Below are 24,960 nucleotides of genomic sequence, written 5' to 3' on the forward strand. Positions count from 1 at the left end.
GGCGGATCTCCGCCCAGTCCTCCACTGCCAGCACCTCGTCCCTCCCCGGCTCGGCTCGAGCCAGGGTCTCGGGAGGGGGTCAACTTTCGACCGTCGCGAGGGGGTCAGTTTTCAGGCGTCGTCGACAACACGTTGGCCAGTGCAGCTGGGCTCGGGTTCCGCAGCAGCGGCCCACTATAGTGACGCGAATTTGCGGGTTGACGTGCAGGTATGCCCGTTGCAGCGGTGACGGATCGTGTCACTAGGCGGTCGGGAACGCCCTGGTCAGCGGGTCAGTCGGGTTGCTGGCCGGGCGGGGTGGCGGGGGTGAGCTGAAGGATCTTCTTCGGCGGGGCCACGTCCAGGGCGGCCAGCAGCCTCTTGGTAGCGGCGGTGGGCTCGCTGGTCTGGGTGAAGGTGCCGGCCGGGCCGGTGAACAGCCCGACCTGCAGGTCGTGCAGGTCCTCGCGCACGGTCGCCCAGGTGCGCCCGGTGTGGGTCTCCACGATGCGCACCAGGAGCAGGGCCAGCCAGCAGAGCAGGACGTGGGCGCGGATGCGGTGCTCGAGCCGGTGGTAGACCGGGCGCAGCTCGAGGTGGGTCTTGAGGTCTCGCCAGCCGCGTTCGACGGAGACGAGCTGCTTGTAGCCCAGCGCGATGTCCTCGGCGGTCATGGTCGGGTCCGAGCAACGCAGCAGGTACTTGCCGTCCAGCTTGGCCTCGGCGGCCACCTTGGCCTTGTCCACCCGGAGCAGCCCGCCGCTGGTGCGGCGCAGGTAGCGGGCCGGACCGGGCATCATGCTGATCCTTCCGGCCAGCTCGGCGCGTCTGGTCGCCGACAGCCGGTCGGTGCCGGCGATCAGGTGCTCGAGTTTGCCGACCATCACCTCCCGCACCGCGGCGTCCCGGTCGGCGGCCTCGGGGTTGAAGCAGACGACGAACCGCTCGTCGTCGCGGATCTTCACTTCTTTGACCTGCAGATTGTCCGCCACCTGCTGGTAGCGGCCGGGGCGGGCCAGCGCCGCTTGCGCGTCGGCGGAACCGGAGCGCAGCTTCTCGCCGAGGATGTAGCCGTGCCCGCCGGCGCGCAGGTCCCGGCGGTTGGCCGCCGAGGTGAACCCGCGGTTGCCGACCCACACGATCTTGGCCAGGGTCCACTCCCGCAGATCATCCTTGGCCTGGCGGATAAGCGCGGAGTCGGCTGTGTTGCCCGGCCAGGACCAGACCCGCACCGGGATGCCGGTACGGGTGACGGCCATCCCGATCACGATCTGCGGCAGGTCACCGCGGAAGTCCTTGGACTTGCCCCAGGTGCGGAACCCGGCCCGCTGCCCCGCGTCCTCGTCCTCGTCCTCGTCCTCGGCGCGGCCTTCGCCCTCGGCGCCGGCATCCGCGGCGGGCTGGGGGTTGGGCCGGGGGTGGCCGCGCTCGTCGCGCAGCACGGGTTCGTCGGCGTCGTCGACCTCGAAGTAGGTGCTGGTGGTGTCGAACAGCAGCAGGTCGACCTCCAGGTCCAGCAGCGAAGCGACCGACCAGAACACCTCGCGCTCCAGCTGCGGCGCGGCCTCGATCAACCAGTCCATCGCCCGGTAGCACTCGTCCTCGCTGACCGTGCCGTGCTCGCCGTCGGTGAGCCCGGCGATGTGAGTGCGCCGGGTCAGCCACGCGGCGGTGGCCAGCTTGCTGCCCGGCTCGATCGCCCGGGCGGCGACCAGTCCGAAGATCACCCGCTCGGTCCGCTCGCCGCGGCGGGTGCTGGCCAGCAGCCGGGCCAGCAGCGTGTCCAGGCCGAGGGAGCGCCACACCCCGTCCAGCGCCCACGTCGCGCCCAGCGGCCGGGCGGAGACGAACGCCAGCTCCGGCGCCGCCGCGGTCCCAGTCGCACGCAGCGCGGCCGCCGGGTCGAGCAGCCTGCTCAGCGAGGCGATCAGCCGCTCGATCGCGGCCCGGTCGACCTGGTCCTCGCGGCCGAAGGAGTGCAGCACCTGCATCTTCGCCGCCCCGGCCGCCGGGTCCCACCGGTTGTGCACCAGCTGCAGGTAGCGCACCGGCACGCCGGCCGAGTTTCGGCGGGTCGACGTACGCACGAACACGTCATCAGACGCTAGGGCCCATCGCCGCAGGCAGTCAACGTGTGAACAACCTGCCTCCGTCACTAGGCCAGTCGGCACCCGCCGCCGACTGCCCGAACCCTGACCTGCACAGACGCCGATCCCCGTCACCAGAAACAGCACTCAGCTGCGGAACGCGAGCTGGGTCGGGATCGGCTTTCAGGTGATCCCGGTCGCCGGCCGGCAGCAGGAGGGTCGTCGCAGGACGCCCCGCCGCCTCGGTCCCCGCCAGTCGCGGCGCCACCAGACGCGCCGACGGGCGGTGCCCAGCCTGGCCCGTGCTCTCAACGCTGGCCGGCAGGCGTGTCCGGTGTGGGACACGTGCCGAGCTGGGCGCCGGCAAGCAGGTGCTGTCGGTGCTGCTCCGCCGCTTCGATCAGTCGCTGCTCGTCACCGGCGAGGAAGGCATCCAGCATGACGTGGTGCTCGACCTGCAGGATCTCCTGGCCGCCCCGGTCCAGCAGGTTTGCCGCCCGATAGCTCTCGGTCGCTTCCCACAGGCCCGCGAGCAGGCGGAGCAGTCGCGGCATGCGGCAGGGGGCGAGAAGAGCCTCGTGGAAACGACGGCCGCTGTCGCTGAAGGCGTTGACCTGACCGTGGTCGAGCGCTTCCTCAGCTGCTCGGCACGCTTCTCGAGCTGCGGCACGGTCGGCGTCCGTGGTCTTCTTCAGCGCCCGACGCAGGGCCTCGTCCTCCAGCATGGCGCGGATGAAGTAGATCTCCTCGAGCTCCTCGGCGGTGAGGCTGGGGACGGTGAACCCCACGTGCGGCCGGTGCGTCACCAGGCCTTCCCCCTCGAGGATCATGAGCGCCTCGCGGACCGGGATCCGGCTGACCCCCAGCGCTCCTGCCACGGCATCGACCCGGATCACGGTCCCCGGACGCAGCTCCCCGTCATGGATCCGGCGCCGCAGCTCCTGGAGGACCGCTTCCTGCATGGTCTGCGGTCGGAACGTGGTAACCACCTGCCACCTCGCTCTGCTGGCGTTCGTGGCAGGTAGTGTGCCCTCCCCGGTCCGTTATTGCTGCACTCGGCTCGCTTGATAGGCGCGCCAGCCGCCGCGGTCGGAGATGTCGACGAGGCCGGGGCCCCTGGCATGGACCTCGGGGCGGAGCTGGACGGCGAGGCTCGCAGACCCGTCGGCGGGTTCGACCACGGCCAGTTCGAGCTCCAGCGGCTCCACCGGCATGAACTCGTCGCGGACAGCCTCCAGCGGCAGCGCGTACAAATCCCCGGGTACCGAGATCCCACCCTCGGTGACCGGCCACAGAGCCGGGAAACCGGCCTCGCCCGCGTAGACGCGGTAGCGCGGAGCGGTCTGCACCTCGCCGAGGAAGGTGTAGTGCGCGATGCTGGGGTGCACCCGACCCCCACGCATGCCCTCGCCGTTGAGGAAGAGGGGGATGGTGAGGCTCCCCTCGGACCGAGCTGGTGCGGTCACGTGATCATTCATTGTCGTCGTCGGTTGCCCAGTCGGCGGCGACTCGTGCGGCCAGCCGCTCCAGGAGGGCCCCCGCCTCGCTCATGCACCGTGCGGGATCGGGTTCGATGTCGGTCAGCGCGTACGCGGCGCGGATCCCGGTGGGCGCCAGGTCGGCGGGAGCCAGCAGCGAGCGGCCGGCGACGGCGACGACCGGCACGCCCGCCCTGCGGGCGGCGGCGGCGACGCCGGCGGGCGCCTTGCCGTGCAGGGTCTGTTCGTCCAGCGAGCCCTCGCCAGTGATCACGAGGCCGGCACCGGGCAGCGCGGCACGGAAGTCGACGAGGTCGAGGACGAGGTCGATCCCCGGTCGCAGCGTCGCGCCGAGCACGGCCAGCGCCGCGAACCCCACGCCCCCGGCCGCGCCGGCGCCCGGGCGGTCCGCCGCGTCGACGTCGGTCGCCACCCGCACGGCCTCTGCCCACCGTGCCAGTGCGGCGTCCAACTCTGCGACGTCGTCGGGTGAGGCGCCCTTCTGCGGTCCGTAGACGGCCGCCGCGCCGTGCGACCCCAGCAGCGGGTTGTCGACGTCGCAGGCGACGACGACCTCCGCATCCCGCAGGGCCGGGTGGAGACCGGAGAGGTCCAGCACCTCAACGGCGGCGAGAGCGGCACCACCCCGCCCGACCTCGCGGTCCTCGGCGTCCAGCAGGCGGCCGCCCAGCGCCTGGACCAGCCCCGCGCCGCCGTCGGTGGTCGCGCTGCCCCCGATGCCGAGCACGATGCGTCGGCATCCCGCGTCGAGTGCGGTACGGACGACCTCGCCGGTGCCGTAGCTCGACGCAGTGCGGGCGGCGAGCTGTCCGCCGGGGAGCCGGCGCAGCCCCGACACGTCGGCCATCTCGACGACGGCGTTGCCGTCCCGCTCGGCGTAGGCGGTCGCCACCGGTTCGCCGGTGGGCCCCTGGGCGGACACCGGCACCCGCCGGTAGCCGGCGGAGACCGCCGCGTCGAGCGTTCCGTCGCCTCCGTCGGCAACCGGCACCTGGACGACCTCGGTGCCAGGGGCGGCGTGCACCAGCCCGGCGGTCAGGTGGGCGGCGACCTGCGGCGCGGACAGGGAGCCCTTGAACTTGTCCGGCGCTACCACGACGCGCATGCGCCCTCCCTCGGTCTGGTGACGGACTGGACGGCCCCGCTGCAGGGCCCGTCGCGAGCCTGCGAGCGGCGGGGCAGCGGGGCCCTCCTCAGTCGAGCAGCTGCATGTTGTCGAGGTTGAGCGCGGAGATGGCGGTGGGGGCGTGCTCACCCTTGCTGGCTAGCTCCTCGAACTCCACGACGTTGTCCAGCTCCGTGCCCATCGAGATGTTGGTGACGCGCTCGAGGATGATCTCCACGACCACCGGCACGCGGTGCTCGACGAGCAGCTTCTTGGCCTCCTCCAGCGCAGGGCCGATCTGGTCGGGCTCGTGCACCCGGAGCGCCTTGCAGCCCAGCCCTTCGGCGACCTTGACGTGGTCCACGCCGTAGCCGCCGAGCTCGGGGGAGTTGACGTTGTCGAAGGCCAGCTGCACGGCGTAGTCCATGTCGAACGCCCGCTGCGCCTGCCGGATCAGCCCCAGGTAGGAGTTGTTCACCAGCACCTGGATGTAGGGCAGGTTGAACTGCGCCCCCACGGCCAGCTCCTCGATCAGGAACTGGAGGTCGTAGTCGCCGGACAGCGCCACGACCGTGGCCTCTGGATCGGCGACGCAGACGCCGAGGGCCGCGGGCACGGTCCAGCCCAGGGGCCCGGCCTGACCGGCGTTGATCCAGTGGCGGGGCCGGTAGACGTGGAGGAACTGACCGCCGGCGATCTGGGAGAGGCCGATGGTGCTGACGTAGCGGGTGTCCTTCCCGAATGCTTTGTTCATCTCCTCGTAGACCCGCTGTGGCTTGATCGGGACGTCGTCGAAGTGCGTGCGGCGCAGCAGGGTCCGCTTGCGCTCGCCGCACTCCTCGACCCAGCGATGCCGGTCCGGGAGCCGGCCGGCTGCCTTGCGCTCGCGCGCCACCCCGACGAAGAGCTGCAGCGCCGCTCCTGCGTCGGAGACGATCCCGAGGTCGGGCGTGAACACCCGCCCGATCTGGGTGGGCTCGACGTCGACGTGGACGAACGTGCGCCCACGGGTGTAGGTCTCCAGCCCGCCGGTGTGCCGGTTCGCCCACCGGTTGCCGATGCCGAGCACGACGTCGGAGGCCAGGAGGTTCTCGTTGCCGTAGCGCTGCGATGTCTGCAGTCCCGCCATGCCGGCCATCAGCCGGTGGTCGTCGGGGATGGCGCCCCAGCCCATCAGCGTCGGGATGACCGGGACGTCGACCAGTTCGGCGAACTCGACCAACAGGTCGGCGGCGTCGGCGTTGATGATGCCCCCGCCGGCGACGATCACCGGCCGCTCGGCGCCGGCCAGCATGTCGAGGGCTTTCTCGATCTGGGCGCGGGTGGCCTGCGGCCTGTAGACCGGCAGGGGCTCGTAGGCGTCGATGTCGAACTCGATCTCGGCCATCTGCACGTCGAAGGGCAGGTCGATCAGCACCGGACCGGGCCGACCGGAGCGCATCAGGTGGAAGGCCTGTTGGAAGGCCCGTGGGACCTGCGCCGGCTCCAGCACGGTCATCGCCATCTTGGTGACCGGGGCGGCGATCGCGGCGATGTCGACGGCCTGGAAATCCTCCTTGTGCAACCGCGCCGTCGGTGCCTGCCCGGTGATGCACAGGATCGGGATCGAGTCGCCCGACGCCGAGTACAGCCCGGTGATCATGTCCGTGCCGGCCGGCCCGGAGGTGCCGATGCAGACCCCGATGTTGCCGGCCTTGGCCCGTGTGTAGCCCTCCGCCATGTGAGAGGCGCCCTCGACGTGTCGGGCGAGCACGTGGGAGATGGTGCCGTTCTCGCGGAGTGCGGCGTAGAGCGGGTTGATCGCCGCTCCGGGCACGCCGAAGGCGTGCGTCACGCCTTCCCGCTCGAGGATCTGCACCGCGGCCGAGATGGCCCTCATGCGAGGCATGTGTCTCCTGTCTCCGGGTCCGATCGCCGGACCCGCGTCTGCTGAGGGATGCTGGTGGTCAGTGGCGGCCGGAGAGCTGCTCGACGAGCTTGAGCAGCGCTGAGTGGTCGAGGGTGCCGTCGCCCTGGGCCTTCAAGCTGGCGACGAGCTGGGCGACGACCGCCCCGAGCGGGATGACCACTCCTGCCTCGCGGGCAGCGGAGGTGACGATGCCCAGGTCCTTGTGGTGCAGCTCGATGCGGAAGCCGGGCTTGAAGTCGCGGCGCAGCATCGCCGCGGCCTTGCGGTCGAGGATCGCGTTGCCGGCCAAGCCGCCGGCGAGCACCTTGACCGCAGCCTCGGTGTCGACGCCGTAGGCCTCGAGGAAGACGATGGCCTCGGCGACGAGCTCGATGGTGCCCGCGACGATCAGCTGGTTGGCCGCCTTGACCGTCTGGCCGGAGCCGGCCGGACCCACGTGCACCACCGTCTTGCCGACCGCCTCGAGGACGGGCCGACCGTCGGCGAAGTCCTCCGGGCTCCCGCCGACCATGATCGAGAGCGTGCCGTCGATCGCGCCCTGCTCCCCGCCGCTCACCGGGGCGTCGAGGACGCGCACGCCGCGCTCCCGGCCCGCGTCGGCCACCTTCTTCGCCACGTCGGGGCGGATGGAACTCATGTCGACGTGCAGGGTCCCCGGCTTGACCAGCCCGTAGAACCCGTCCTCGCCGATGGTGACCGCCTCGACGTCCGGCGAGTCGGGGACCATCGTGACGACGACGTCGGCGTCGCGCACCGCCTCCGCGAGGCTGCCGGCTGCGCGCCCGCCCTGCTGGGCAAGCCGCTGGACCGGCTCGGGGCTGCGGTTGTGGCCGATGACGTCGAAGCCGGCCTTGACCAGGTTGCCGGCCATCGGGGCACCCATGATGCCCAAGCCGATGAAGGCGACCGTTGTCATAGGAACACTTCCTCCGTGTCGGGGCGGTGAGCGGTCGTGGGGTGGTGAGGTTCAGGCGGCGGAGCGGTGCAGCCAGCTGAAGCTGTCGGCGGAGGCGCCGCTGGGCTTGTACTCGAGCCCGACCCAGCCGTCGTAACCGGCGGCCGCCAGCTGGTCGAGGTAGCGGTGCAGGTCCAGTTCGCCGGTGCCGGGTTCGTTCCGGCCGGGGGCGTCGGCGATCTGCACGTGCGCGACCCGCCGGCCGTAGGTCTCGATGGCCCGGTCGAGGTCGTCACCGTTGACCGCCAGGTGGTACAGGTCGCACAGGAGGCCCAGGTTCGTCGCCCCGGTCTCCTGGGCGACGCGGTCGATCACCCCGATGGCGTCGGTCGCGGTGCGCAAGGGGTACCGAGGTGCGCCGCTGACCGGTTCGACCAGCACCGTGCCCCCGATACGGCTCGCGGCCCGGCCGGCCAGGGCCAGGTTCTCCACTGCCAGCGCGTCCTGTTCCTCCTGCGGGGCGTCGTCGACCCGGTTGCCGTAGAGCGCGTTGAAGGCGCGGCAGCCGAGCTGCTCACCGATCCCGACGGTGACGTCGATGTTGTCCCGGAACTCCTGGGAACGCGCCGGCCAGGACACCAGCCCTCTGTCGCCCGCGGGCATGTCCCCGGCGAAGAAGTTCAGCCCGGCCAGGTGCACACCTGCGTCCCGGACGGCCCCGACGAAGGCGTCGACGTCGGCGTCGGAGGGAACGGCGACAGGGAAGGGCCACCAGAACTCGACGGCATCGAAGCCGGCCTCCCTCGCGGCCGCCGGGCGCTCCAGCAGGGACAGCTCGGTGAACAGGATGGAGCAGTTGACCTCGTACCGGCGATTGCGAGCGACCATCACGTCTTCCGTGGGTTTGATCGGTTCGTCAGCGAGTGCACGACCGACTCATGAGTACAGAAATGGCACCAGGAGTCGGGTCGCCGGGGGGCGGATTCGTGCGGCTGAATTGCTGTCCAGGACCGTAAGTCCCGCTGACAGGCGCGGTCAAGCGGGGAATCCGCACCGATCCCGATCCCGGGGAAGATATATCGAATACCCCTCCGGGAGGAGCGGCCCCCATTCTTCGACCCGAAGAGTATTTGGTATATCCGTGGACCGCGTGTTGACCCGGTCACATTGACACTCCTAGCGTCCTTCGCCAACGGACGGGCGACTCGACCCGCCCGGCGGGACTGTGGCACGGCCCCGCGTCATCGAGCCCCCGCCATGTGTCGCTTGCCCCGCGAGCGCCCCTCGGACCATCCACTTCTCATGCAGCAGGAGGCGTCGTGGCCCGGTACGACACGGTCCTGCGTGCCCGCCGTCTCGTGACGGCCGGGCGCGAGCAGGCCGGCTGCGTCGGGGTCACCGACGGGCGCATCGCCGCGGTCGGGCCGCTGGAGTCAGACCTGGAGGGCGGGCGCGTCGTCGAGCTCGGTGACGACGTCGTGCTCCTCCCGGGCCTCGTCGACGCCCACGTGCACGTCAACGAACCCGGCCGCACCGAGTGGGAGGGCTTCGCGTCGGCGACCCGGGCGGCTGCCGCCGGTGGCGTCACGACGATCCTGGACATGCCGCTCAACAGCATCCCGCCGACGGTCGACGTCGCCGCGCTGGACGTGAAGCGCAAGAGTGCCCGGGACCAGAGCTTCGTCGACGTCGGCTTCTGGGGCGGCGCCGTCCCCGGCAACCTCGGGGAGCTGACCGCGTTGCACGCCGCCGGCGTCTTCGGTTTCAAGTGCTTCCTGGTGCACTCCGGCGTCGAGGAGTTCCCTCCGTTGCGTCCTGAGGACCTCGAGGACTACCTCGGCGTCCTGCGGACCGTCGACGGGCTCCTCATCGTCCACGCCGAGGACGGCGGCGAGATCGAGCGGGCCCCCAGCCTCCACAGCGAGGACTACCGCGACTTCCTGTCCTCCCGGCCACGGGTGGCGGAGAACCGCGCCATCAGCCGGGTCATCGAGGCCACCCGGGCCACGGGCGGACGGGCGCACGTCCTCCACCTCTCCAGCAGCGACGCGCTCCCGCTCATCGCCGAGGCGCGCCGGGACGGCGTCCGGATCACCGCGGAGACGTGTCCGCACTACCTGACGTTCGCGGCCGAGGAGATCCCGGGAGGTGCGACGCAGTTCAAGTGCTGCCCGCCGATCCGGGAGGCGGACAACCGCGAGCAGCTGTGGCGGGGACTCGCCGACGGGACCATCGACTGCATCGTCTCCGATCACTCGCCGTGCACCCCTGAGCTCAAGCGGCTCGACCTGGGCGACTTCGCCGAGGCGTGGGGCGGCATATCCTCTCTGCAGATCGGTCTCTCCGACGTGTGGACCGAGGCGCGGCAGCGCGGCTTCTCCCTCGCCGACGTCACGCGCTGGATGGCCGAGCGGCCGGCGCAGCTCGTCGGGCTGCAGCGCAAGGGCCGCATCGAGCCCGGCCACGACGCCGACTTCTGCGTCTTCGCGCCGGACGACGGCTTCGTCGTCGACCCCGCCAAGCTCTTCCACCGCAATCCGATCACCCCGTATGCGGGCCGGCGGCTCGACGGAGTCGTCCGCAGCACCTGGCTGCGCGGCCGAGAGCTGGCCGGTGACCAACCGCGGGGCCACCTGTTGACCCGAGGAGAAGCGTGACGATGACCAGCCATGTCCAGGAGCAGCCCGGCGTCGCGGCGGCCGACGGCGTCATCGCCGGCCGGCCGGTGATCGACTCGAACGCGCTCTCCCGCGCAGTCCACTCCCTGCGGACGGGAGGTACCCGGTGAGCGGGTCCGTGGACGTCTTGCACCCCGGTCTCCAGGAACTCAACACGCTGCCTGCTGATCAGGCCGAGGAACAACTGGCCGCCTGCTGCGCAGCTCGCACCTGGGTCGCCCGCATGGTGGCGAGCAGGCCCTACGCCGACGTGGAGGAACTGCTGACCACCAGCGACCGAGTGATCGGGGAACTCGGACCTGACGACCTGGCCGAGGCGCTGGCGGCGCACCCCCGCATCGGGCAGCGGGTGGGCGGCTCGTCCACCGAGGCCACCTGGTCCCGGCAGGAGCAGTCCGGCATGGAGGACGCCGACGCCGAGGTCCGCGCCGCGTTGCGTGAGGGCAACGTCGCGTACGAGGAGCGCTTCGATCAGGTCTTCCTGGTCCGCGCGGCCGGCCGGTCGCCCGCGGAGATGCTCACCGAGCTCCGCCGGCGGCTGCGCAACGACCCCGAGACCGAACAGCGCGAGGTCGCCGAGCAGCTGCGGCAGATCACCCGGCTGCGGCTGGAGAGGTCGCTGCAGGCATGAGCTCCCTGTCGACGCACGTCCTCGACGCCGTCTCCGGGCAGCCCGCCGCAGGCGTGCGGGTGTCCCTCGAAGGCCGGGTGGGGGAGGAGTGGCAGCTGCTCGGCGAAGGGGTCACCGACGCCGACGGCCGGCTGCGCGACCTCGCTCCCGACGGCCTGGACGCCGGAGCGCACCGCCTGGTCTTCGCCACGGGCGACTACTTCGCGACCACCGGCCAGACCGGCTTCTACCCCGAGGTGACGGTGGCCTTCACCGTCACCGACGACCGGCACTACCACGTCCCGCTGCTGCTCAGCCCGTACGCCTTCTCCACCTACCGCGGTTCCTAGACAAGGAGTGTGATCCACATGGCAGTCGTGCTCGGCCACAACCAGTACGGCAAGGCGGAGAACCGGGTCGTCCGGGTCTTCCGGGACAGCGACCCCCACGAGATCGTCGACTACAACGTCAGCGTCGCGCTCTCCGGCGACCAGGACGCACCCCACCTGACCGGTGACAACACCCCGATCCTGCCCACCGACACGCAGAAGAACACCGTCTACGCCTTCGCCAAGGAGGACGACGTCGTCGGCCAGCCGGAGTCGTTCGGCATCCGGCTGGCCCGTCACTTCGTCGACAACACCGAGCCGATCCACCGGGCGCGGGTCAAGGTCGAGATGTACCCCTGGGCACGGCTGGGCAACCCGCACGCCTTCGTCCGCGACGGCCGCTACGTCCGCACGGCGACCGTCACCTACGACGGCTCCACCACCTGGGTGGTCTCCGGCGTCAAGGACCTGGTCGTGCTGAAGACCACCGACGCGGAGTTCTGGGGCTACATCGAGGACCGGTACACGACACTGCAGCCCACGCACGACCGGATCGTGGCCACCTCGTTGGTCTCGCAGTGGTACCACACCGGTGAGGACGTCGACTGGGGCAAGTCCTACGACGGTGTCCTGCAGGCCCTGCAGGACACGTTCGCCAACCACCACAGCCTGGCGCTGCAGCACACGCTCTACGAGATGGGCGCCGCGGCGCTGGAGAACCAGCCGGAGATCGCCGAGATCCGCTTCTCCGCGCCGAACAAGCACCACTTCGTCTACGACCTCGGCCGCTTCGGGCTGGAGAACGACAACGAGGTCTTCCACGCCGACGACCGGCCCTACGGCCTGATCGAGGCCACCGTCCGCCGTGACGACGCCCCCGACCCGGGTCTGGCCTTCGACCCCGGTCAGGGCTGGTGACCGCACCGACCCCTTGACCGAGGAGAGAAGACCGATGGCCCTGTGGAACAAGAAGCGCCGCGCCGGTGCAGCCACGACCGACGTGCACCCCGTGGACGAGGTGCTGCCGCCCGGACCCATGGTCGCCTACGGCCTGCAGCACGTGCTGAGCATGTACGCCGGCGTGGTGGCGGTGCCGATCATCGTCGGCACCGCGCTCGAGCTCACCACCGCGCAGACCACCTACCTGATCAGCGCCGGGTTGTTCATCTCCGGCCTGGCGACGCTCCTGCAGACGATCGGGGTCTGGCGGATCGGTGCCCGGCTGCCGATCGTGCAGGGGACGTCGTTCGCAGCCGTCTCCACCATGCTGGCCATCGGCGTCCCGCTGGGCGGCGAGGCGGGGCTGCGGGCGATCTTCGGGGCGCTCATCGTCGCCGGCGCCATCGCGCTGCTCCTCGCACCGTTCTTCACCAGGTTGCTGCGGTTCTTCCCCCCGGTCGTCACCGGCACGGTGATCACCGTCATCGGCATCTCCCTGCTCCCGGTGGCGATGCGGTGGGCGCTCGGGCCGGCGACCAGCCCTGAGTTCGGTTCGATGCGCAACATCGGGCTGGCCGCGGCAACTCTGCTTATCATCGTGCTGATCTACCGCTTCCTGGGCGGCTTCTTCAACCGGGTGGCGATCCTGCTCGGGCTGGTGCTGGGCACGCTGGTGGCGATTCCCTTCGGTGCCACCAACTTCGGTGCCCTGGCCGACGCCGCGCCCTTCCAGCTCACCGCGCCGTTCCACTTCGGAACGCCGACCTTCGCCATCGGCGCGATCATCTCGATGCTCGTCGTGATGCTGGTGATCATGACCGAGACGACGGCCGACATCCTGGCCATCGGGGAGGTCGTCGACAAGCGGCTCACCCGCCGCGACGTGACCGGCGGCCTGCAGGCCGACATGCTGTCCACCACCGTGGCCGGCGTCTTCAACGGCTTCTCGGTCAGCGCGTTCGCCCAGAACGTCGGCCTGGTCGCCGTGACGGGGATCAAGAGCCGGTTCGTCGTCGCGGTGAGCGGCGTCATCCTGTTCCTGCTGGGGCTCTTCCCGGTCCTCGGGGCGATCGTGGCGGTCGTGCCGCTGCCCGTCCTCGGCGGCGCCGGACTGGTGCTGTTCGGCACGGTCGCCGCCAGCGGCATCCGCACGCTGAGCAAGGTGGACTACGACGGCAACGCCAACCTGGTGATCGTCGCGGCCGCCCTGGCGATGGGGGTCATCCCGATCGCCATCCCGGAGTTCTACGAGCCCTTCCCGAGCTGGTTCGAAGTCATCTTCGACTCCGGTATCAGCGCTGCCGCGATCACCGCGATCCTGCTCAACCTGCTGTTCAACGTGCGGCGCGGGCATGTCGAGGAGGGGCCGATCTTCGCCGAGGCGCCGGCGATCGGCACGACCTTCGAGGGGGACACCGAGGGGATCGTCGTCGAGCACACCGACACCGACCACCCGACCCCGACCCGGCCGACGCGTCGCGCCTCGGACACTGCCCACTGACCTGCGGGACGGCGGAGCGGGCCCGTTCATAGCCGCTCCACCGTCCCGACGGTCCCGCACCGATCCCATCACCGAGCTGACTCAGCTCACACCATGGAGGCTCTCCGTGCTCGACGACCTGGATCCGGGTGAGACGCAGGAGTGGATCGACGCGCTGGACTCGGTACTGGCGTTCGAGGGTGCCGAACGGGCGTTCCACCTGCTCGACCAGGTCGTCGCTGAGGCCCGCCGCAAGGGCGCACCCGTGCCCTACAGCGCCACCACGCCGTACCTGAACACGATCCCGCCGGAGAAGGAGGACCGGCACCCGGGCGACCGCGCGGTCGAGCACCGGATCCGCTCGTTCATCCGCTGGAACGCGCTGGCCATCGTGCTGCGGGCGAACGAGGAGTCCTCCGAGCTGGGCGGCCACATCGCGAGCTTCCAGTCGGCGGCGACCCTCTACGACGTCGGGTTCCAGCACTTCTGGCACGCGCCGACCGAGACCCACGGCGGCGACCTGCTGTTCATCCAGGGGCACTCCTCGCCCGGCATCTACGCCCGCTCCTTCCTGGAGGGGCGGCTCAGCGAGGAGCAGCTGCTCCGGTTCCGCCAGGAGGTCGGTGGCGGCGGCCTGTCGTCCTATCCGCACCCCTGGCTCATGCCGGACTACTGGCAGCTGCCGACCGTGTCGATGGGCCTCGGTCCGATCATGGCCATCTACCAGGCGCGGTTCCTGAAGTACCTGGACTGCCGCGGGCTGGCCGACAGCACGGGCCGCAAGGTGTGGGCGTTCCTCGGCGACGGGGAGACCGACGAGCCGGAGTCGCTGGGCGCCATCGCGCTCGCCGCGCGGGAGAAGCTCGACAACCTGATCTTCGTCGTCAACTGCAACCTGCAGCGGCTCGACGGGCCGGTGCGCGGCAACGGCAAGATCATCCAGGAGCTCGAGGGCATCTTCCGCGGCGCCGGGTGGAACGTCATCAAGACGATCTGGGGCAGCAACTGGGATCCCCTCATCGCCCGGGACAGCTCCGGCCTGCTGCTCCAGCGGATGGAGGAGTGCGTCGACGGGGAGTACCAGGACTTCAAGTCCAAGAACGGCGCCTACGTCCGGGAGCACTTCTTCGGCAAGCACCCGGAGCTGCTCGAGCTGGTCGCCGGCATGACCGACGACGAGATCTGGGCGCTCACCCGGGCCGGGCACGATCCCAGCAAGGTGTACGCCGCCTACAGCGCCGCGGTGCGGACCGTCGGCCGGCCCACGGTGATCCTGGCCAAGACGGTCAAGGGCTACGGGATGGGCGAGGCCGGCGAGGGTCAGAACATCACCCACCAGCAGAAGAAGGTCGCGGGCGCGGCGCTGGCCCGGTTCCGCGACCGCTTCGACATCCCGGTCTCCGACGAGCAGCTCGAGCAGGTGCCGTTCCTGCGGTTCCCGGAGGACAGCGTGGAGATGCGCTACCTGCGTGAGCGCCGGGCGGCGCTGGGCGGGTCGATGCCGGTCCGGCGGCGCCGGTCGTCGGAAACCCTGCAGGTGCCGGATCTCTCCGCCTTCGGGGGGCAGCTGGTCCCTGTCGAGGGCCGGGAGATCTCCACCACGATGGCCTTCGTCCGGATCCTCAACACGCTGCTGCGCGACAAGGCGATCGGCCGGCGGGTGGTCCCGATCGTGCCCGACGAGTCGCGCACCTTCGGGATGGAGGGCATGTTCCGGCAGTTCGGCATCTTCAGCCAGGTCGGCCAGCTCTACCGGCCGCAGGACGCCGACCAGCTCATGTACTACCGGGAGGCGCCGGACGGGCAGATGCTGCAGGAGGGCATCAACGAGGCCGGCGCGATGTCGTCGTGGATCGCCGCGGCGACGTCCTACAGCCTCAGCGACACCCCGATGATCCCGTTCTACATCTACTACTCGATGTTCGGCTTCCAGCGGGTCATGGACCTGGCCTGGGCGGCCGGGGACTCCCGGGCACGCGGCTTCCTGCTCGGTGCCACCGCCGGGCGGACCACGCTCAACGGGGAGGGCCTGCAGCACGAGGACGGCCACAGCCACCTGCTCTCCGCGGCGATCCCCAACTGCGTCTCCTACGACCCGACCTTCCACTACGAGGTCGCGGTGATCGTCCAGGACGGGCTGCGCCGGATGGTCGCCGAGCAGGAGGACGTCTTCTACTACCTCACCCTGATGAACGAGAACTACGAGCACCCGGGAATGCCCGAGGGCTCGCAGGAGGGGATCCTGCGCGGGCTGTACCTGCTGCGCGAGGGGCCGGCCGCGCCGTCGGGCCGCAGCCGCAAGGCCGCGCGGCCGCGGGTGCAGCTGCTCGGCAGCGGCACGATCCTGCGCGAGGTGATCGCCGCCGCCGACCTGCTCGCCGCCGACTTCGGCGTGGACGCCGACGTGTGGAGCGCGCCGAGCTTCACCGAGCTGCGCCGGGACGGGATGGCGGTCGAGCGGTGGAACCTGCTGCACCCCACCGAGCCGCCGCGGCGCAGCTGGGTCGAGCAGTGCCTGGCCGACCGGCCGGGTCCGGTGATCGCCGCCAGCGACTACGTGCGGACCTTCGCCGACCAGATCCGCCCCTTCGTCCCGGGCAGCTACCGGGTGCTGGGCACCGACGGCTACGGCCGCTCGGACTACCGCCGCAACCTGCGCCGGTTCTTCGAGGTCGACCGCCACGCGCTGGCCGTGGCGGCCCTGGCCTCGCTCGCCGCGGAGGGCGCCGTCCCGGCGACGACGGTGGCCGACGCGATCGGCCGCTACGGCATCGACCCGGAGGCCCCGCCGCCGTGGACCGCCTGACCGCATCCCCTCGTCCGGAAGGCCTGACATGACCTCGCCCGCCGAAGTGACGGTCCCCGACCTGGGCGACTTCTCCGACATCCCGGTGATCGAGATCCACGTGGGGCCCGGTGACACGGTCGCGGCCGAGGACCCGCTGGTCACGCTGGAGTCGGACAAGGCGACGATGGAGGTGCCCGCTCCCGCGGCCGGGACCGTCCGGGAGCTGCGGATCTCCGTCGGCGACACGGTGAACGTCGGGTCGCCCATCCTGCTGCTCGACCGGTCCGACGGGGCCGCCCCGGTCGAGCAGCTCGCCGCGGAGACGGTCGACCAGGACGAGCCGGCCGAGGTCGTGACGGAGCACGCCCGCCGCTCCGCGGAGGCGGCGGCGCCTCCGGTCGCGCCCGGTGGCCCGCCGGTGAGCGCGACCGCCGCGGCGCCGGACTTCGCCGGCGTGCACGCCGGTCCCAGCGTGCGCCGGCTGGCCCGGGAGCTCGGCGTCGACCTGACCGGAGTGACCGGCTCGGGGCCCAAGGGCCGGATCACCAAGGACGACCTGCTGACGGAGGTCCGCGGACCGCAGCAGGCCGCCCCCGCACCCGCCGCAACGGCGGGAGGCGGCATCCCGGAGATCCCGCCCCAGGACTTCTCGAGGTTCGGCCCGGTCGAGGTCGAGCCGCTGTCCCGCATCCAGCGGGTCTCCGGACCGCACCTGCACCGCTCCTGGCTCAACGTCCCGCACGTCACCCACGACGACGACGCCGACATCACCGAGCTCGACGCCTACCGCAAGGAGCTCGACGTCGAGGCCCGGGCCGAGGGCTACCGGGTCACCCTGCTGGCGTTCCTGCTCAAGGCCACGGTGTCGGCGCTCCGCGAGTTCCCGCGGTTCAACAGCAGCCTGACGCCGGAGAAGGACGCCCTGGTCCTCAAGCGCTACTTCCACGTCGGCGTCGCCGTCGACACCCCCGACGGCCTGGTCGTGCCGGTCATCCGCGACGTCGACCGCAAGGGCGTCCGGGAGCTGAGCCGCGAGCTCGGCGAGGTGTCCGCCCGGGCCCGGGACGGCAAGCTGACCGCTCCCGACCTGCAGGGCGGCTGCTTCACCATCTCCAGCCTCGGCGGCATCGGCGGCACCGCGTTCACCCCGCTGGTCAACGCCCCCGAAGTGGCCATCCTCGGCGTCGTCCGGTCGAGGACCGCCCCGGTGTGGGACGGCACCGCGTTCGTCCCCCGGCTCGTGCTGCCGCTGTCGCTCTCCTACGACCACCGGGTGATCGACGGCGCGCTCGCCGCGCGCTTCACCCGGCACCTGTGCCACCTGCTGGAGGACGTGCGCCGGCTGGTGCTGTAGCGCCTGCACCGGCCCGCCCGCCCCTCTCGCCTCCTCCCGTAGCCCTGGAGTCCCCGTGGACATGCGCATCCCCGACCTCGGCGCCTTCTCCGAGGTCTCCGTCGTCGAGGTGCACGTCGCGCCCGGCGACGAGGTCACCGCCGACGAGGCCGTGCTCACCCTCGAGTCGGACAAGGCGACGATGGACGTCCCGGCCCCGGCGGCAGGGACGGTGGAGGAGGTGCTGGTCTCCGTCGGGGACAGCGTCAGCCCTGGTGACCTCGTGCTCCGCCTGTCCGGCGGCCGGGTGGGACCGCAGCCGGCCGGATTGCCGCAGGAAGCCGCCGAGGCGATGGCTCCCGCCGCCGACCAGGCCGGCTACGGCTCCCCGGCCGGGGTGTACGCCTCGCCGCAGCAGGGACCGACGCAGCGGGGCGCCGCGGCACACGGCCGGCCTCCGGCGCCGCGGCCGGCTGCGGACCGGGACAGCGACCTGCACGCCGAGGTCCTGGTCCTGGGTGCCGGACCCGGCGGGTACACCGCGGCGTTCCGGGCGGCGGACCTCGGCAAGCGGGTCGTGGTGGTCGACGCCCGCGAGGCCCTGGGCGGGGTCTGCCTCAACATCGGGTGCATCCCGTCCAAGGCCCTGCTGCACGCCGCGCGGGTGATCGCCGAGGCGGCGGAGATGAGCGGGTCCGGGGTGCGGTTCGGGTCGCCGAGCATCGACCTGGATGCGCTGCGCGGCTGGAAGGACGGCGTCGTCCGGCGGCTCACCGGCGGCCTCGGTGGGCTGGCGCGGCAGCGCAAGGTCACGATGGTCCGGGGCACGGGGCGCTTCGTCTCCCCGAGCCAGCTGCAGGTGGCCGGAACAGACGGGTCCACGACGCTGGTCGGCTTCGACACCGCGATCATCGCCTGCGGCTCCGAGCCGGTGACCCTGCCGTTCGTGCCCCACGACGACCCTCGGGTCATCGACTCGGAGGGAGCCCTGGAGCTCAGCGACGTACCGCAGCGCCTGCTGGTGCTCGGTGGCGGGATCATCGGGCTGGAGATGGCGACGGTGTACTCCGCGCTCGGCTCGCGGATCACCGTCGTCGAGCTGATGGACCAGCTCATCCCGGGAGCCGACGCGGACCTCGTCGCCCCGCTCACCGAGCGCATCCGCAAGCACTACGAGGACGTCCATCTCTCGACCGAGGTGACTCGCGTCGAGGCCGGCTCCGACGGGTTGCGGGTCTTCTTCGAGGGCGCCGGCGCGCCCGCCGAGGACGTGTTCGACAAGGTCCTGGTCGCCGTGGGCCGCAAGCCCAACGGCAAGCTGATCGGCGCCGACGCCGCGGGGGTGATCGTCGACGACCGGGGCTTCATCCCGGTCGACAAGCAGCTGCGCACCAACGTGGCGCACATCTTCGCCATCGGCGACGTCGTCGGCCAGCCCATGCTCGCGCACAAGGCGACCCATGAAGGCAAGGTCGCCGCCGAGGCCGCGACCGGGCGGCCGAGCTACTTCGACGCGCGGGTCATCCCGTCGGTGGCCTACACCGATCCCGAGGTGGCGTGGGTGGGCGCCACCGAGAACGACGCCAAGGCGGCGGGCCTGGAGTACGGCACGGGCGTCTTCCCGTGGGCGGCCAGCGGGCGGGCGCTCTCCCTCGGGCGGGACGAGGGCATGACCAAGCTCCTCTTCGAATCGGGGTCCCACCGGCTGATCGGTGCGGGCGTGGTCGGGCCGACCGCGGGCGAGCTGATCGCGGAGGCCGCGCTGGCCATCGAGATGGGTGCCGACGCAGGGGACGTCGGGATGACCGTCCACCCCCACCCGACGCTGTCGGAGAGCGTCGGCATGGCGGCCGAGGCCTTCGAAGGGACCATCACCGACCTGTACCTGCCCCGGACCAAGCACTAGCCGCACGGGGCGGGAGGAGTGCCGGCGTGTGCCCGACTCGATTCCTGACCGGCGACCGGTGGACACCGAACACGAGGAGTGACCACGTGTACGAACGGCCTTACGAGCTGGTCGGTACGCCCGACAGCCTGACCGCGCGCATCCGCGCCCGGGGCAACGACGTGCTGCGCAACCCGATGCTCAACCGCGGCACGGCCTTCACCAGAGCCGAGCGGGAGGCGTTGGGCCTGGAGGGCCTGCTCCCCAGCGCGGTGTCGGCGATGGACGGGCAGGTGCGCCGCACGTACGAGCAGTACCGCAGCCAGCCCGACGCACTGGCCAGGCACGTCTACCTGGCCAGCCTGCGCGACCGCAACGAGGTCCTCTTCTACCGGCTGCTCGCCGAGCACCTGGAGGAGATGCTGCCGATCGTCTACACCCCCACGATCGGTGAGGTCATCGAGCGCTTCAGCCACGACTACAACCGGCCGCGCGGGGTCTTCCTGTCCATCGACGAGCCGGACGACATCGAGCGCGCGATGCGCGACTACGGTCTCGGGCCCGACGACTGCGACCTCATCGTCGCCACCGACTCCGAGGGGATCCTGGGCATCGGCGACCAGGGCGTCGGAGGGGTCCAGATCTCCATCGGCAAGCTGACCGTCTACACCGCCGCCGGCGGGATCCACCCCCGGCGGGTCATCCCGGTCGTGCTCGACGTCGGCACCGACAACCTGCGGCTGCTCGACGACGAGATGTACCTCGGGAACCGGCACCCCCGGGTGCGCGGCCAGCGCTACGACGACTTCATCGACGCCTTCGTGACCACGACGACCAAGCTCTTCCCCAACGCCCTGCTGCACTGGGAGGACTTCGGGGCGAGCAACGCCCGGAGGATCCTCGAGCGGTACAACCAGACCTGCTGCACCTTCAACGACGACATGGAGGGAACCGCGGCGGTCGTGCTCGCGGCGGTCTTCGCCGCGCTGGGCTCGACCGGCGCGCGGCTGCGCGACCAGCGGGTGGTCGTCTACGGCGCCGGGACGGCGGGGATCGGGATCGCCGACATGCTCCGCGACGCCATGGTGGCCGACGGGCTGTCCCGCGAGGAGGCGACGCAGCGGTTCTGGGCGCTGGGCAGCCGTGGCCTGCTGACCGAGGAGCGCGCCACCGAACTGCGGGACTTCCAGGTTCCCTACGCCCGCCCCGCCGGCGAGACGGCCGGCTGGGCCGGACCCAGCGGGTCCATCGGGCTCGACGAGGTCGTGACCCGGGCCCGGCCGACGATCCTGATCGGCACCTCGACCCAGCCGGGCGCCTTCAGCGAGCCGATCGTGCGGACGATGGCGGCCGCCGCCGAGCGACCGGTCATCCTGCCACTGTCCAACCCCACCTCCCTGTGCGAGGCGCTGCCCGAGGACCTGATCGCCTGGACCGACGGCCGTGCCCTGGTGGCGACCGGCAGCCCGTTCCCCCCGGTGCACCACGACGGCAGGGAGCACGTCATCGCGCAGGCGAACAACGCCCTGGTCTTCCCCGGCCTGGGACTGGGGGTGTCGGTGGTCAAGGCCCGGCGGGTCAGCACCGGCATGCTCACCGCGGCAGCCGCCGCGGTCGCCCGGCTCTCGGACGCGGGCACCCCCGGGTCCGCGCTCCTCCCCCCGGTCGACGACCTGCGGCCGGTGTCCGCCGCGGTCGGCATCGCGGTGGCCGAGGCCGCATCGGCCGAGGGCCTGGGCCAGGTCGAGCTGCACGACCCGGTCCAGCAGGTGCACGCCGCGATGTGGCGGCCGGAGTACCCGCGGATCGAGGCCATCTGACCACCGGTCCGCGTTCGGCCATCACGAGACCAACCAGGAGGAACGATGTCGAAACGGCTCCAGCCGGGCGATCCGGCCCCTGACTTCGCCCTGCCCACCGCGGACGGCGAGCAGGTGTCCCTCGAAAGCCTGCGCGGTGGGAAGGCGGTCCTCTACTTCTACCCGGCGGCCATGACCCCGGGCTGCACCACGGAGGCCTGCGACTTCCGGGACAACCTCGCCTCGCTGCGCGGCGCCGGTTACACCGTCCTGGGCATCTCGCCCGACGACCCGCAGAAGCTGGCACTGTTCCGCGAGCAGGAGGCCCTGACCTTCCCGCTCCTCGCCGACAGCGACCACGCCGTGTGCGAGGCCTACGGCGCCTGGGGTGTGAAGCAGGTGGACGGCAGGACCCTGACCGGGGTCATCCGGTCCACCGTCGTCCTCGACGAGGAGGGCCGGGTGGAGGCGGCGATGTACGACGTCCGGGCAACCGGTCACGTGGCCGAACTGCGCCGCACCCTCGCCCTGGCAGGACCGGGACACCGGCTGCCATGACCACGCCCACCCGAGGCGAGCCGGCCTTCCGGCCGATCGCCGTCCCGGCCACCCGGCAACCCGGTCCCGGTGGTCCTCCGTCCGCTCCGTGCAGGAAGACGAGGTGCGAGCCATGACCGACGTCCGCGTGACCGGGGATCCGGTGGAGCGTGGCGAGGAGGTGCTCACCGGCGAGGCGCTCGCGTTCGTGGCCGAACTGCAACGCCGATTCGGGCCCCGGCGCCGCGAGCTGCTCGCCCGGCGGGCCGAGCGCCGCGAGGAGGTCGCGCGGACGGGCGCGCTGGACTTCCTGCCCGAGACCGAGCGCGTGCGCCGTTCCGAGTGGACGGTCGCGCCTGCCCCGGCCGATCTCACCGACCGGCGGGTGGAGATCACCGGCCCGACCGACCCGAAGATGGCCGTCAACGCGTTGAACTCCGGCGCGAAGGTGTGGTTGGCCGACCTCGAGGACGCCAACACGCCGCACTGGCGCAACGTCGTGGCCGGCCAGCTGACCCTGGCCGACGCCGTACGGCGGGTCCTCGCCGTGGACGTGCCCGGGGGCAGGTCCTACCGGCTGCGCCGGGACGGCCCGCTGGCAACGCTCGTCGTGCGCCCGCGGGGATGGCACCTCGACGAGCGACACCTCCTCGTCGACGGGTCGCCCACCGCCGGTGCGCTGGTCGACTTCGGCCTCTACTTCTTCCACAACGCCCGGGCGCTCATCGACCGCGGCAGCGGCCCGTACCTCTACCTACCGAAGACGGAATCGCACCTGGAGGCGAGGCTCTGGAACGACGTCTTCACCTTCGCCCAGGCGCAGCTGGGCATCCCGCACGGCACCGTCCGCGCCACCGTGCTCATCGAGACGATCCTCGCCGCCTTCGAGATGGACGAGATCCTCTACGAGCTACGTGACCACGCGTCGGGGCTGAACGCCGGTCGCTGGGACTACCTGTTCAGCGTCATCAAGACCTTCCGGGACGCCGGACCGTCGATGGTGCTCCCGGACCGCGGCGACGTGACGATGACCGCGCCGCTGATGCGGGCCTACACCGACCTGCTGGTGGCCACCTGCCACCGACGCGGCGCCTTCGCCATGGGCGGGATGGCGGCCTTCATCCCCAGCCGCAGGGATCCCGAGGTCAACGAGCGCGCGTTCGCCAAGGTCCGCGAGGACAAGCAGCGCGAGGCCGGCGACGGCTTCGACGGTTCATGGGTGGCACACCCCGACCTCGTCCCGGTCTGCCGGGAAGCGTTCGACGAGGTGCTCGGGAACCGGCCCAACCAGCTCGACGTCCGCCGGGACGTGTCGGTGACCGCGCGGCAGCTGCTCGACGTCTCCAGCATCCCGGGCTCCCGGACCCTCGCCGGCCTGCGGAACGACGTCGATGTGGGCGTGCAGTACCTCGAGGCGTGGCTGCGTGGCAACGGGGCGGTGGGGATCCACAACCTGATGGAGGACGCCGCCACTGCGGAGATCTCCCGGTCCCAGATCTGGCAGTGGGTGCACAACGGCGTCGTCCTCGAGTCGGGGGAGAAGGTCACCCCGGAGCTGGTGCGGCAGATCCTCGACGAGGAGCTGGCCGCGTTGCGGCAGCAGGTGGGCGAGGGGTGGGCCGACCGGCGCTACGAGCAGGCCCGCGACCTCTTCGAGCGCGTGGCCCTCGCCGACGAGTTCGCCGACTTCCTCACCCTGCCCGCCTACGAGGTCGTCGACTGATGCGCGGCGCGACGGGAGAAGGACCACGCCGATGACCCGACTGAGCGACGACCTCGCCGACGTCCTGGACGAGCGGCTCGCCGAGGCCGATCGGGAGCTCCAGCAGCGGTACCCCGGGAACCCGGGGACCCGGCAGCCGGTGCACACCGTCTACATCCCGGCCGACCGGTTCTCCGCCGACGCCCACAGGCAGTGGGGCGCAGCGGCCGTGGAGCTGCTCGACCGGCACGCCCCGACGGCGGAGGTCCTGGCCGACGTCACGGGCATGCCCGTCGAGCTGGTGGGCGACGTCTACGACCGGGTGCGCGCCAAGCTGGGCCGCGAGCCGATCGAGGACCTGCGCGTCGACTTCGAGGACGGCTACGGCCAGCGCTCCGACGAGGAGGAGGACCGGGCGGCCGGAGAGGTGGCCGCCGCCCTCGCCGCGGCTGCCCGGGCCGAGGATGGGCCGCCCTTCCTGGGCATCCGGTTCAAGAGCTTCGAGGCGCCGACCCGCCGGCGTGGCCTGCGCACGCTCGACCTCGTCGTCGGCGGGCTCCTCACGTCCGGCGGCCTGCCGGAGGGGTTCGTCGTGACCCTGCCGAAGGTGACCTCGGTGGCGCAGGTCGAGGCCATGGTGGAGGTCTGCGCCCGGCTGGAGCAGGCACATGGCCTGCCTGTCGGCAGGCTGCGGTTCGAGATCCAGGTGGAGACCTCGCAGGCCATCCTCGCCGCGGACGGGACCGCCACCGTCGCGCGCATGATCGCGGCGGCGGACGGGCGCTGCACGGGGCTGCACTACGGCACCTACGACTACAGCGCCGGACTCGGGATCACCGCCGCCTCCCAGAGCCTGGAACACCCGGCGGCCGACCACGCCAAGTCGGTGATGCAGGTGGCTGCGGCCGGTACCGGCGTTCATCTCTCCGATGGGTCGACCAACGTGCTCCCGACGGGTGACCAGGACGCAGTGCACGCGGCCTGGCGCCTCCACGCCCGGCTCGTGGCGCGCTCCCTGGAACGCGGCTACTACCAGGGCTGGGACATGCACCCCGGACACCTGCCGACCCGCTACCTGGCCACCTACTGCTTCTTCCGGGCCAGCCTGCCGGCGACCGCGGCACGGATCAGGGCCTACCTCGGCCGCGTGGAAGGCGGGGTCATGGACGAGCCCGCCACGGCGCAAGCCCTCGCGGGCGCCATCCTGCGCGGGATCGACTGCGGCGCGGTGACGCCGCAGGAAGCCACCGACGGGACGGGCGTCGACCGCGCCGAGCTGGAGGGGCTCGCCCGACGTGTCCCGGTGTGACCTGACCGAGCCCTACGCCGACCTGCGGCCCCACGGCGTCGTCCGGAGCACGTGGCGGCGCGGCCGCCTCGTCGGTGGCGGCGTGCGAGGAGTTCGA

The 24,960-nt window shown here is 71.6% G+C and carries 19 protein-coding genes and 1 pseudogene; 13 read left to right on the forward strand and 7 right to left on the reverse strand.

The window, feature by feature from the left end; translation table 11 throughout:
* Positions 1-272: 272 nt before the first annotated feature.
* The 7 genes and pseudogenes from D0Z06_RS15400 to D0Z06_RS15430 all read right to left on the reverse strand — a co-directional run bounded on the left by D0Z06_RS15400 (position 273) and on the right by D0Z06_RS15430 (position 8,362).
* The gene (locus D0Z06_RS15400; RefSeq protein WP_117378428.1) at positions 273-2,072 is read right to left on the reverse strand and encodes an IS1634 family transposase; all 1,800 of its coding nucleotides are present in this window, start codon (positions 2,070-2,072) and stop codon (positions 273-275) included.
* Positions 2,073-2,374: 302 nt separating this feature from the next.
* A complete protein-coding gene (locus D0Z06_RS15405) occupies positions 2,375-3,055 on the reverse strand; it encodes a GntR family transcriptional regulator (RefSeq protein ID WP_117378430.1) in 681 nt (226 codons plus the stop codon).
* 54 nt (positions 3,056-3,109) lie between these two features.
* On the reverse strand, positions 3,110-3,532 hold the full coding sequence (locus D0Z06_RS15410; RefSeq protein ID WP_117378431.1) for an allophanate hydrolase-related protein: 423 nt from the start codon (positions 3,530-3,532) through the stop codon (positions 3,110-3,112).
* A 4-nt stretch (positions 3,533-3,536) separates the two neighbouring features.
* Positions 3,537-4,670, reverse strand: coding sequence for a glycerate kinase (locus tag D0Z06_RS15415; RefSeq protein WP_117378433.1), 1,134 nt, complete (start codon positions 4,668-4,670; stop codon positions 3,537-3,539).
* Between the two features lie 88 nt (positions 4,671-4,758).
* Entirely contained in the window at positions 4,759-6,549 is a 1,791-nt protein-coding gene (gene gcl / locus D0Z06_RS15420; RefSeq protein ID WP_233517720.1) for a glyoxylate carboligase, read from the reverse strand.
* A gap of 67 nt (positions 6,550-6,616) precedes the next feature.
* Positions 6,617-7,498, reverse strand: a pseudogene (locus D0Z06_RS15425) (2-hydroxy-3-oxopropionate reductase); the annotation flags it as partial.
* A 48-nt stretch (positions 7,499-7,546) separates the two neighbouring features.
* A complete protein-coding gene (locus D0Z06_RS15430) occupies positions 7,547-8,362 on the reverse strand; it encodes a hydroxypyruvate isomerase family protein (RefSeq protein ID WP_117378535.1) in 816 nt (271 codons plus the stop codon).
* Positions 8,363-8,793: 431 nt separating this feature from the next.
* Between D0Z06_RS15430 and allB the strand changes: the two genes are divergently transcribed.
* From allB to D0Z06_RS15490, 13 genes are all read left to right on the forward strand, one after another.
* Positions 8,794-10,131, forward strand: a complete 1,338-nt coding sequence (gene allB, locus D0Z06_RS15435; protein ID WP_117378439.1) for an allantoinase AllB — start codon at positions 8,794-8,796, stop codon at positions 10,129-10,131.
* Between the two features lie 2 nt (positions 10,132-10,133).
* On the forward strand, positions 10,134-10,262 hold the full coding sequence (locus D0Z06_RS26735; protein WP_255419350.1) for a hypothetical protein: 129 nt from the start codon (positions 10,134-10,136) through the stop codon (positions 10,260-10,262).
* Positions 10,259-10,783 carry a 2-oxo-4-hydroxy-4-carboxy-5-ureidoimidazoline decarboxylase gene (gene uraD / locus D0Z06_RS15440; RefSeq protein WP_233517721.1) on the forward strand — a complete coding sequence of 175 codons (525 nt, stop codon included), beginning with the start codon at positions 10,259-10,261 and terminating at the stop codon, positions 10,781-10,783. Before D0Z06_RS26735 ends, uraD begins: the two co-directional genes overlap by 4 nt.
* Positions 10,780-11,112 carry a hydroxyisourate hydrolase gene (gene uraH / locus D0Z06_RS15445; protein WP_117378441.1) on the forward strand — a complete coding sequence of 111 codons (333 nt, stop codon included), beginning with the start codon at positions 10,780-10,782 and terminating at the stop codon, positions 11,110-11,112. Before uraD ends, uraH begins: the two co-directional genes overlap by 4 nt.
* A gap of 18 nt (positions 11,113-11,130) precedes the next feature.
* Positions 11,131-12,009, forward strand: coding sequence for a factor-independent urate hydroxylase (gene pucL / locus D0Z06_RS15450; protein WP_117378443.1), 879 nt, complete (start codon positions 11,131-11,133; stop codon positions 12,007-12,009).
* Positions 12,010-12,043: 34 nt separating this feature from the next.
* Positions 12,044-13,531, forward strand: a complete 1,488-nt coding sequence (locus D0Z06_RS15455) for a nucleobase:cation symporter-2 family protein (protein ID WP_199522340.1) — start codon at positions 12,044-12,046, stop codon at positions 13,529-13,531.
* A 106-nt stretch (positions 13,532-13,637) separates the two neighbouring features.
* Positions 13,638-16,316 (forward strand): pyruvate dehydrogenase (acetyl-transferring), homodimeric type, encoded by a 2,679-nt coding sequence (aceE, locus tag D0Z06_RS15460; protein WP_117378445.1) that lies wholly within the window; start codon positions 13,638-13,640, stop codon positions 16,314-16,316.
* 4 nt (positions 16,317-16,320) lie between these two features.
* On the forward strand, positions 16,321-17,652 hold the full coding sequence (gene aceF, locus D0Z06_RS15465; RefSeq protein ID WP_233517731.1) for a dihydrolipoyllysine-residue acetyltransferase: 1,332 nt from the start codon (positions 16,321-16,323) through the stop codon (positions 17,650-17,652).
* Between the two features lie 61 nt (positions 17,653-17,713).
* Positions 17,714-19,537 carry a dihydrolipoyl dehydrogenase gene (gene lpdA, locus D0Z06_RS15470; RefSeq protein WP_117378538.1) on the forward strand — a complete coding sequence of 608 codons (1,824 nt, stop codon included), beginning with the start codon at positions 17,714-17,716 and terminating at the stop codon, positions 19,535-19,537.
* 86 nt (positions 19,538-19,623) lie between these two features.
* Positions 19,624-21,336: an NAD-dependent malic enzyme gene (locus D0Z06_RS15475; protein WP_117378447.1), complete on the forward strand. Its 1,713-nt coding sequence runs from the start codon at positions 19,624-19,626 to the stop codon at positions 21,334-21,336.
* Between the two features lie 45 nt (positions 21,337-21,381).
* Positions 21,382-21,873, forward strand: coding sequence for a thioredoxin-dependent thiol peroxidase (gene bcp, locus D0Z06_RS15480; protein WP_117378449.1), 492 nt, complete (start codon positions 21,382-21,384; stop codon positions 21,871-21,873).
* A 112-nt stretch (positions 21,874-21,985) separates the two neighbouring features.
* A complete protein-coding gene (gene aceB / locus D0Z06_RS15485) occupies positions 21,986-23,575 on the forward strand; it encodes a malate synthase A (protein ID WP_117378451.1) in 1,590 nt (529 codons plus the stop codon).
* 31 nt (positions 23,576-23,606) lie between these two features.
* The gene (locus D0Z06_RS15490; protein ID WP_117378453.1) at positions 23,607-24,863 is read left to right on the forward strand and encodes a DUF6986 family protein; all 1,257 of its coding nucleotides are present in this window, start codon (positions 23,607-23,609) and stop codon (positions 24,861-24,863) included.
* Positions 24,864-24,960 lie beyond the last annotated feature (97 nt).

Origin of the sequence: Geodermatophilus marinus, from assembly GCF_003428645.1 — a bacterium.
Lineage (GTDB): Bacteria > Actinomycetota > Actinomycetes > Mycobacteriales > Geodermatophilaceae > Geodermatophilus.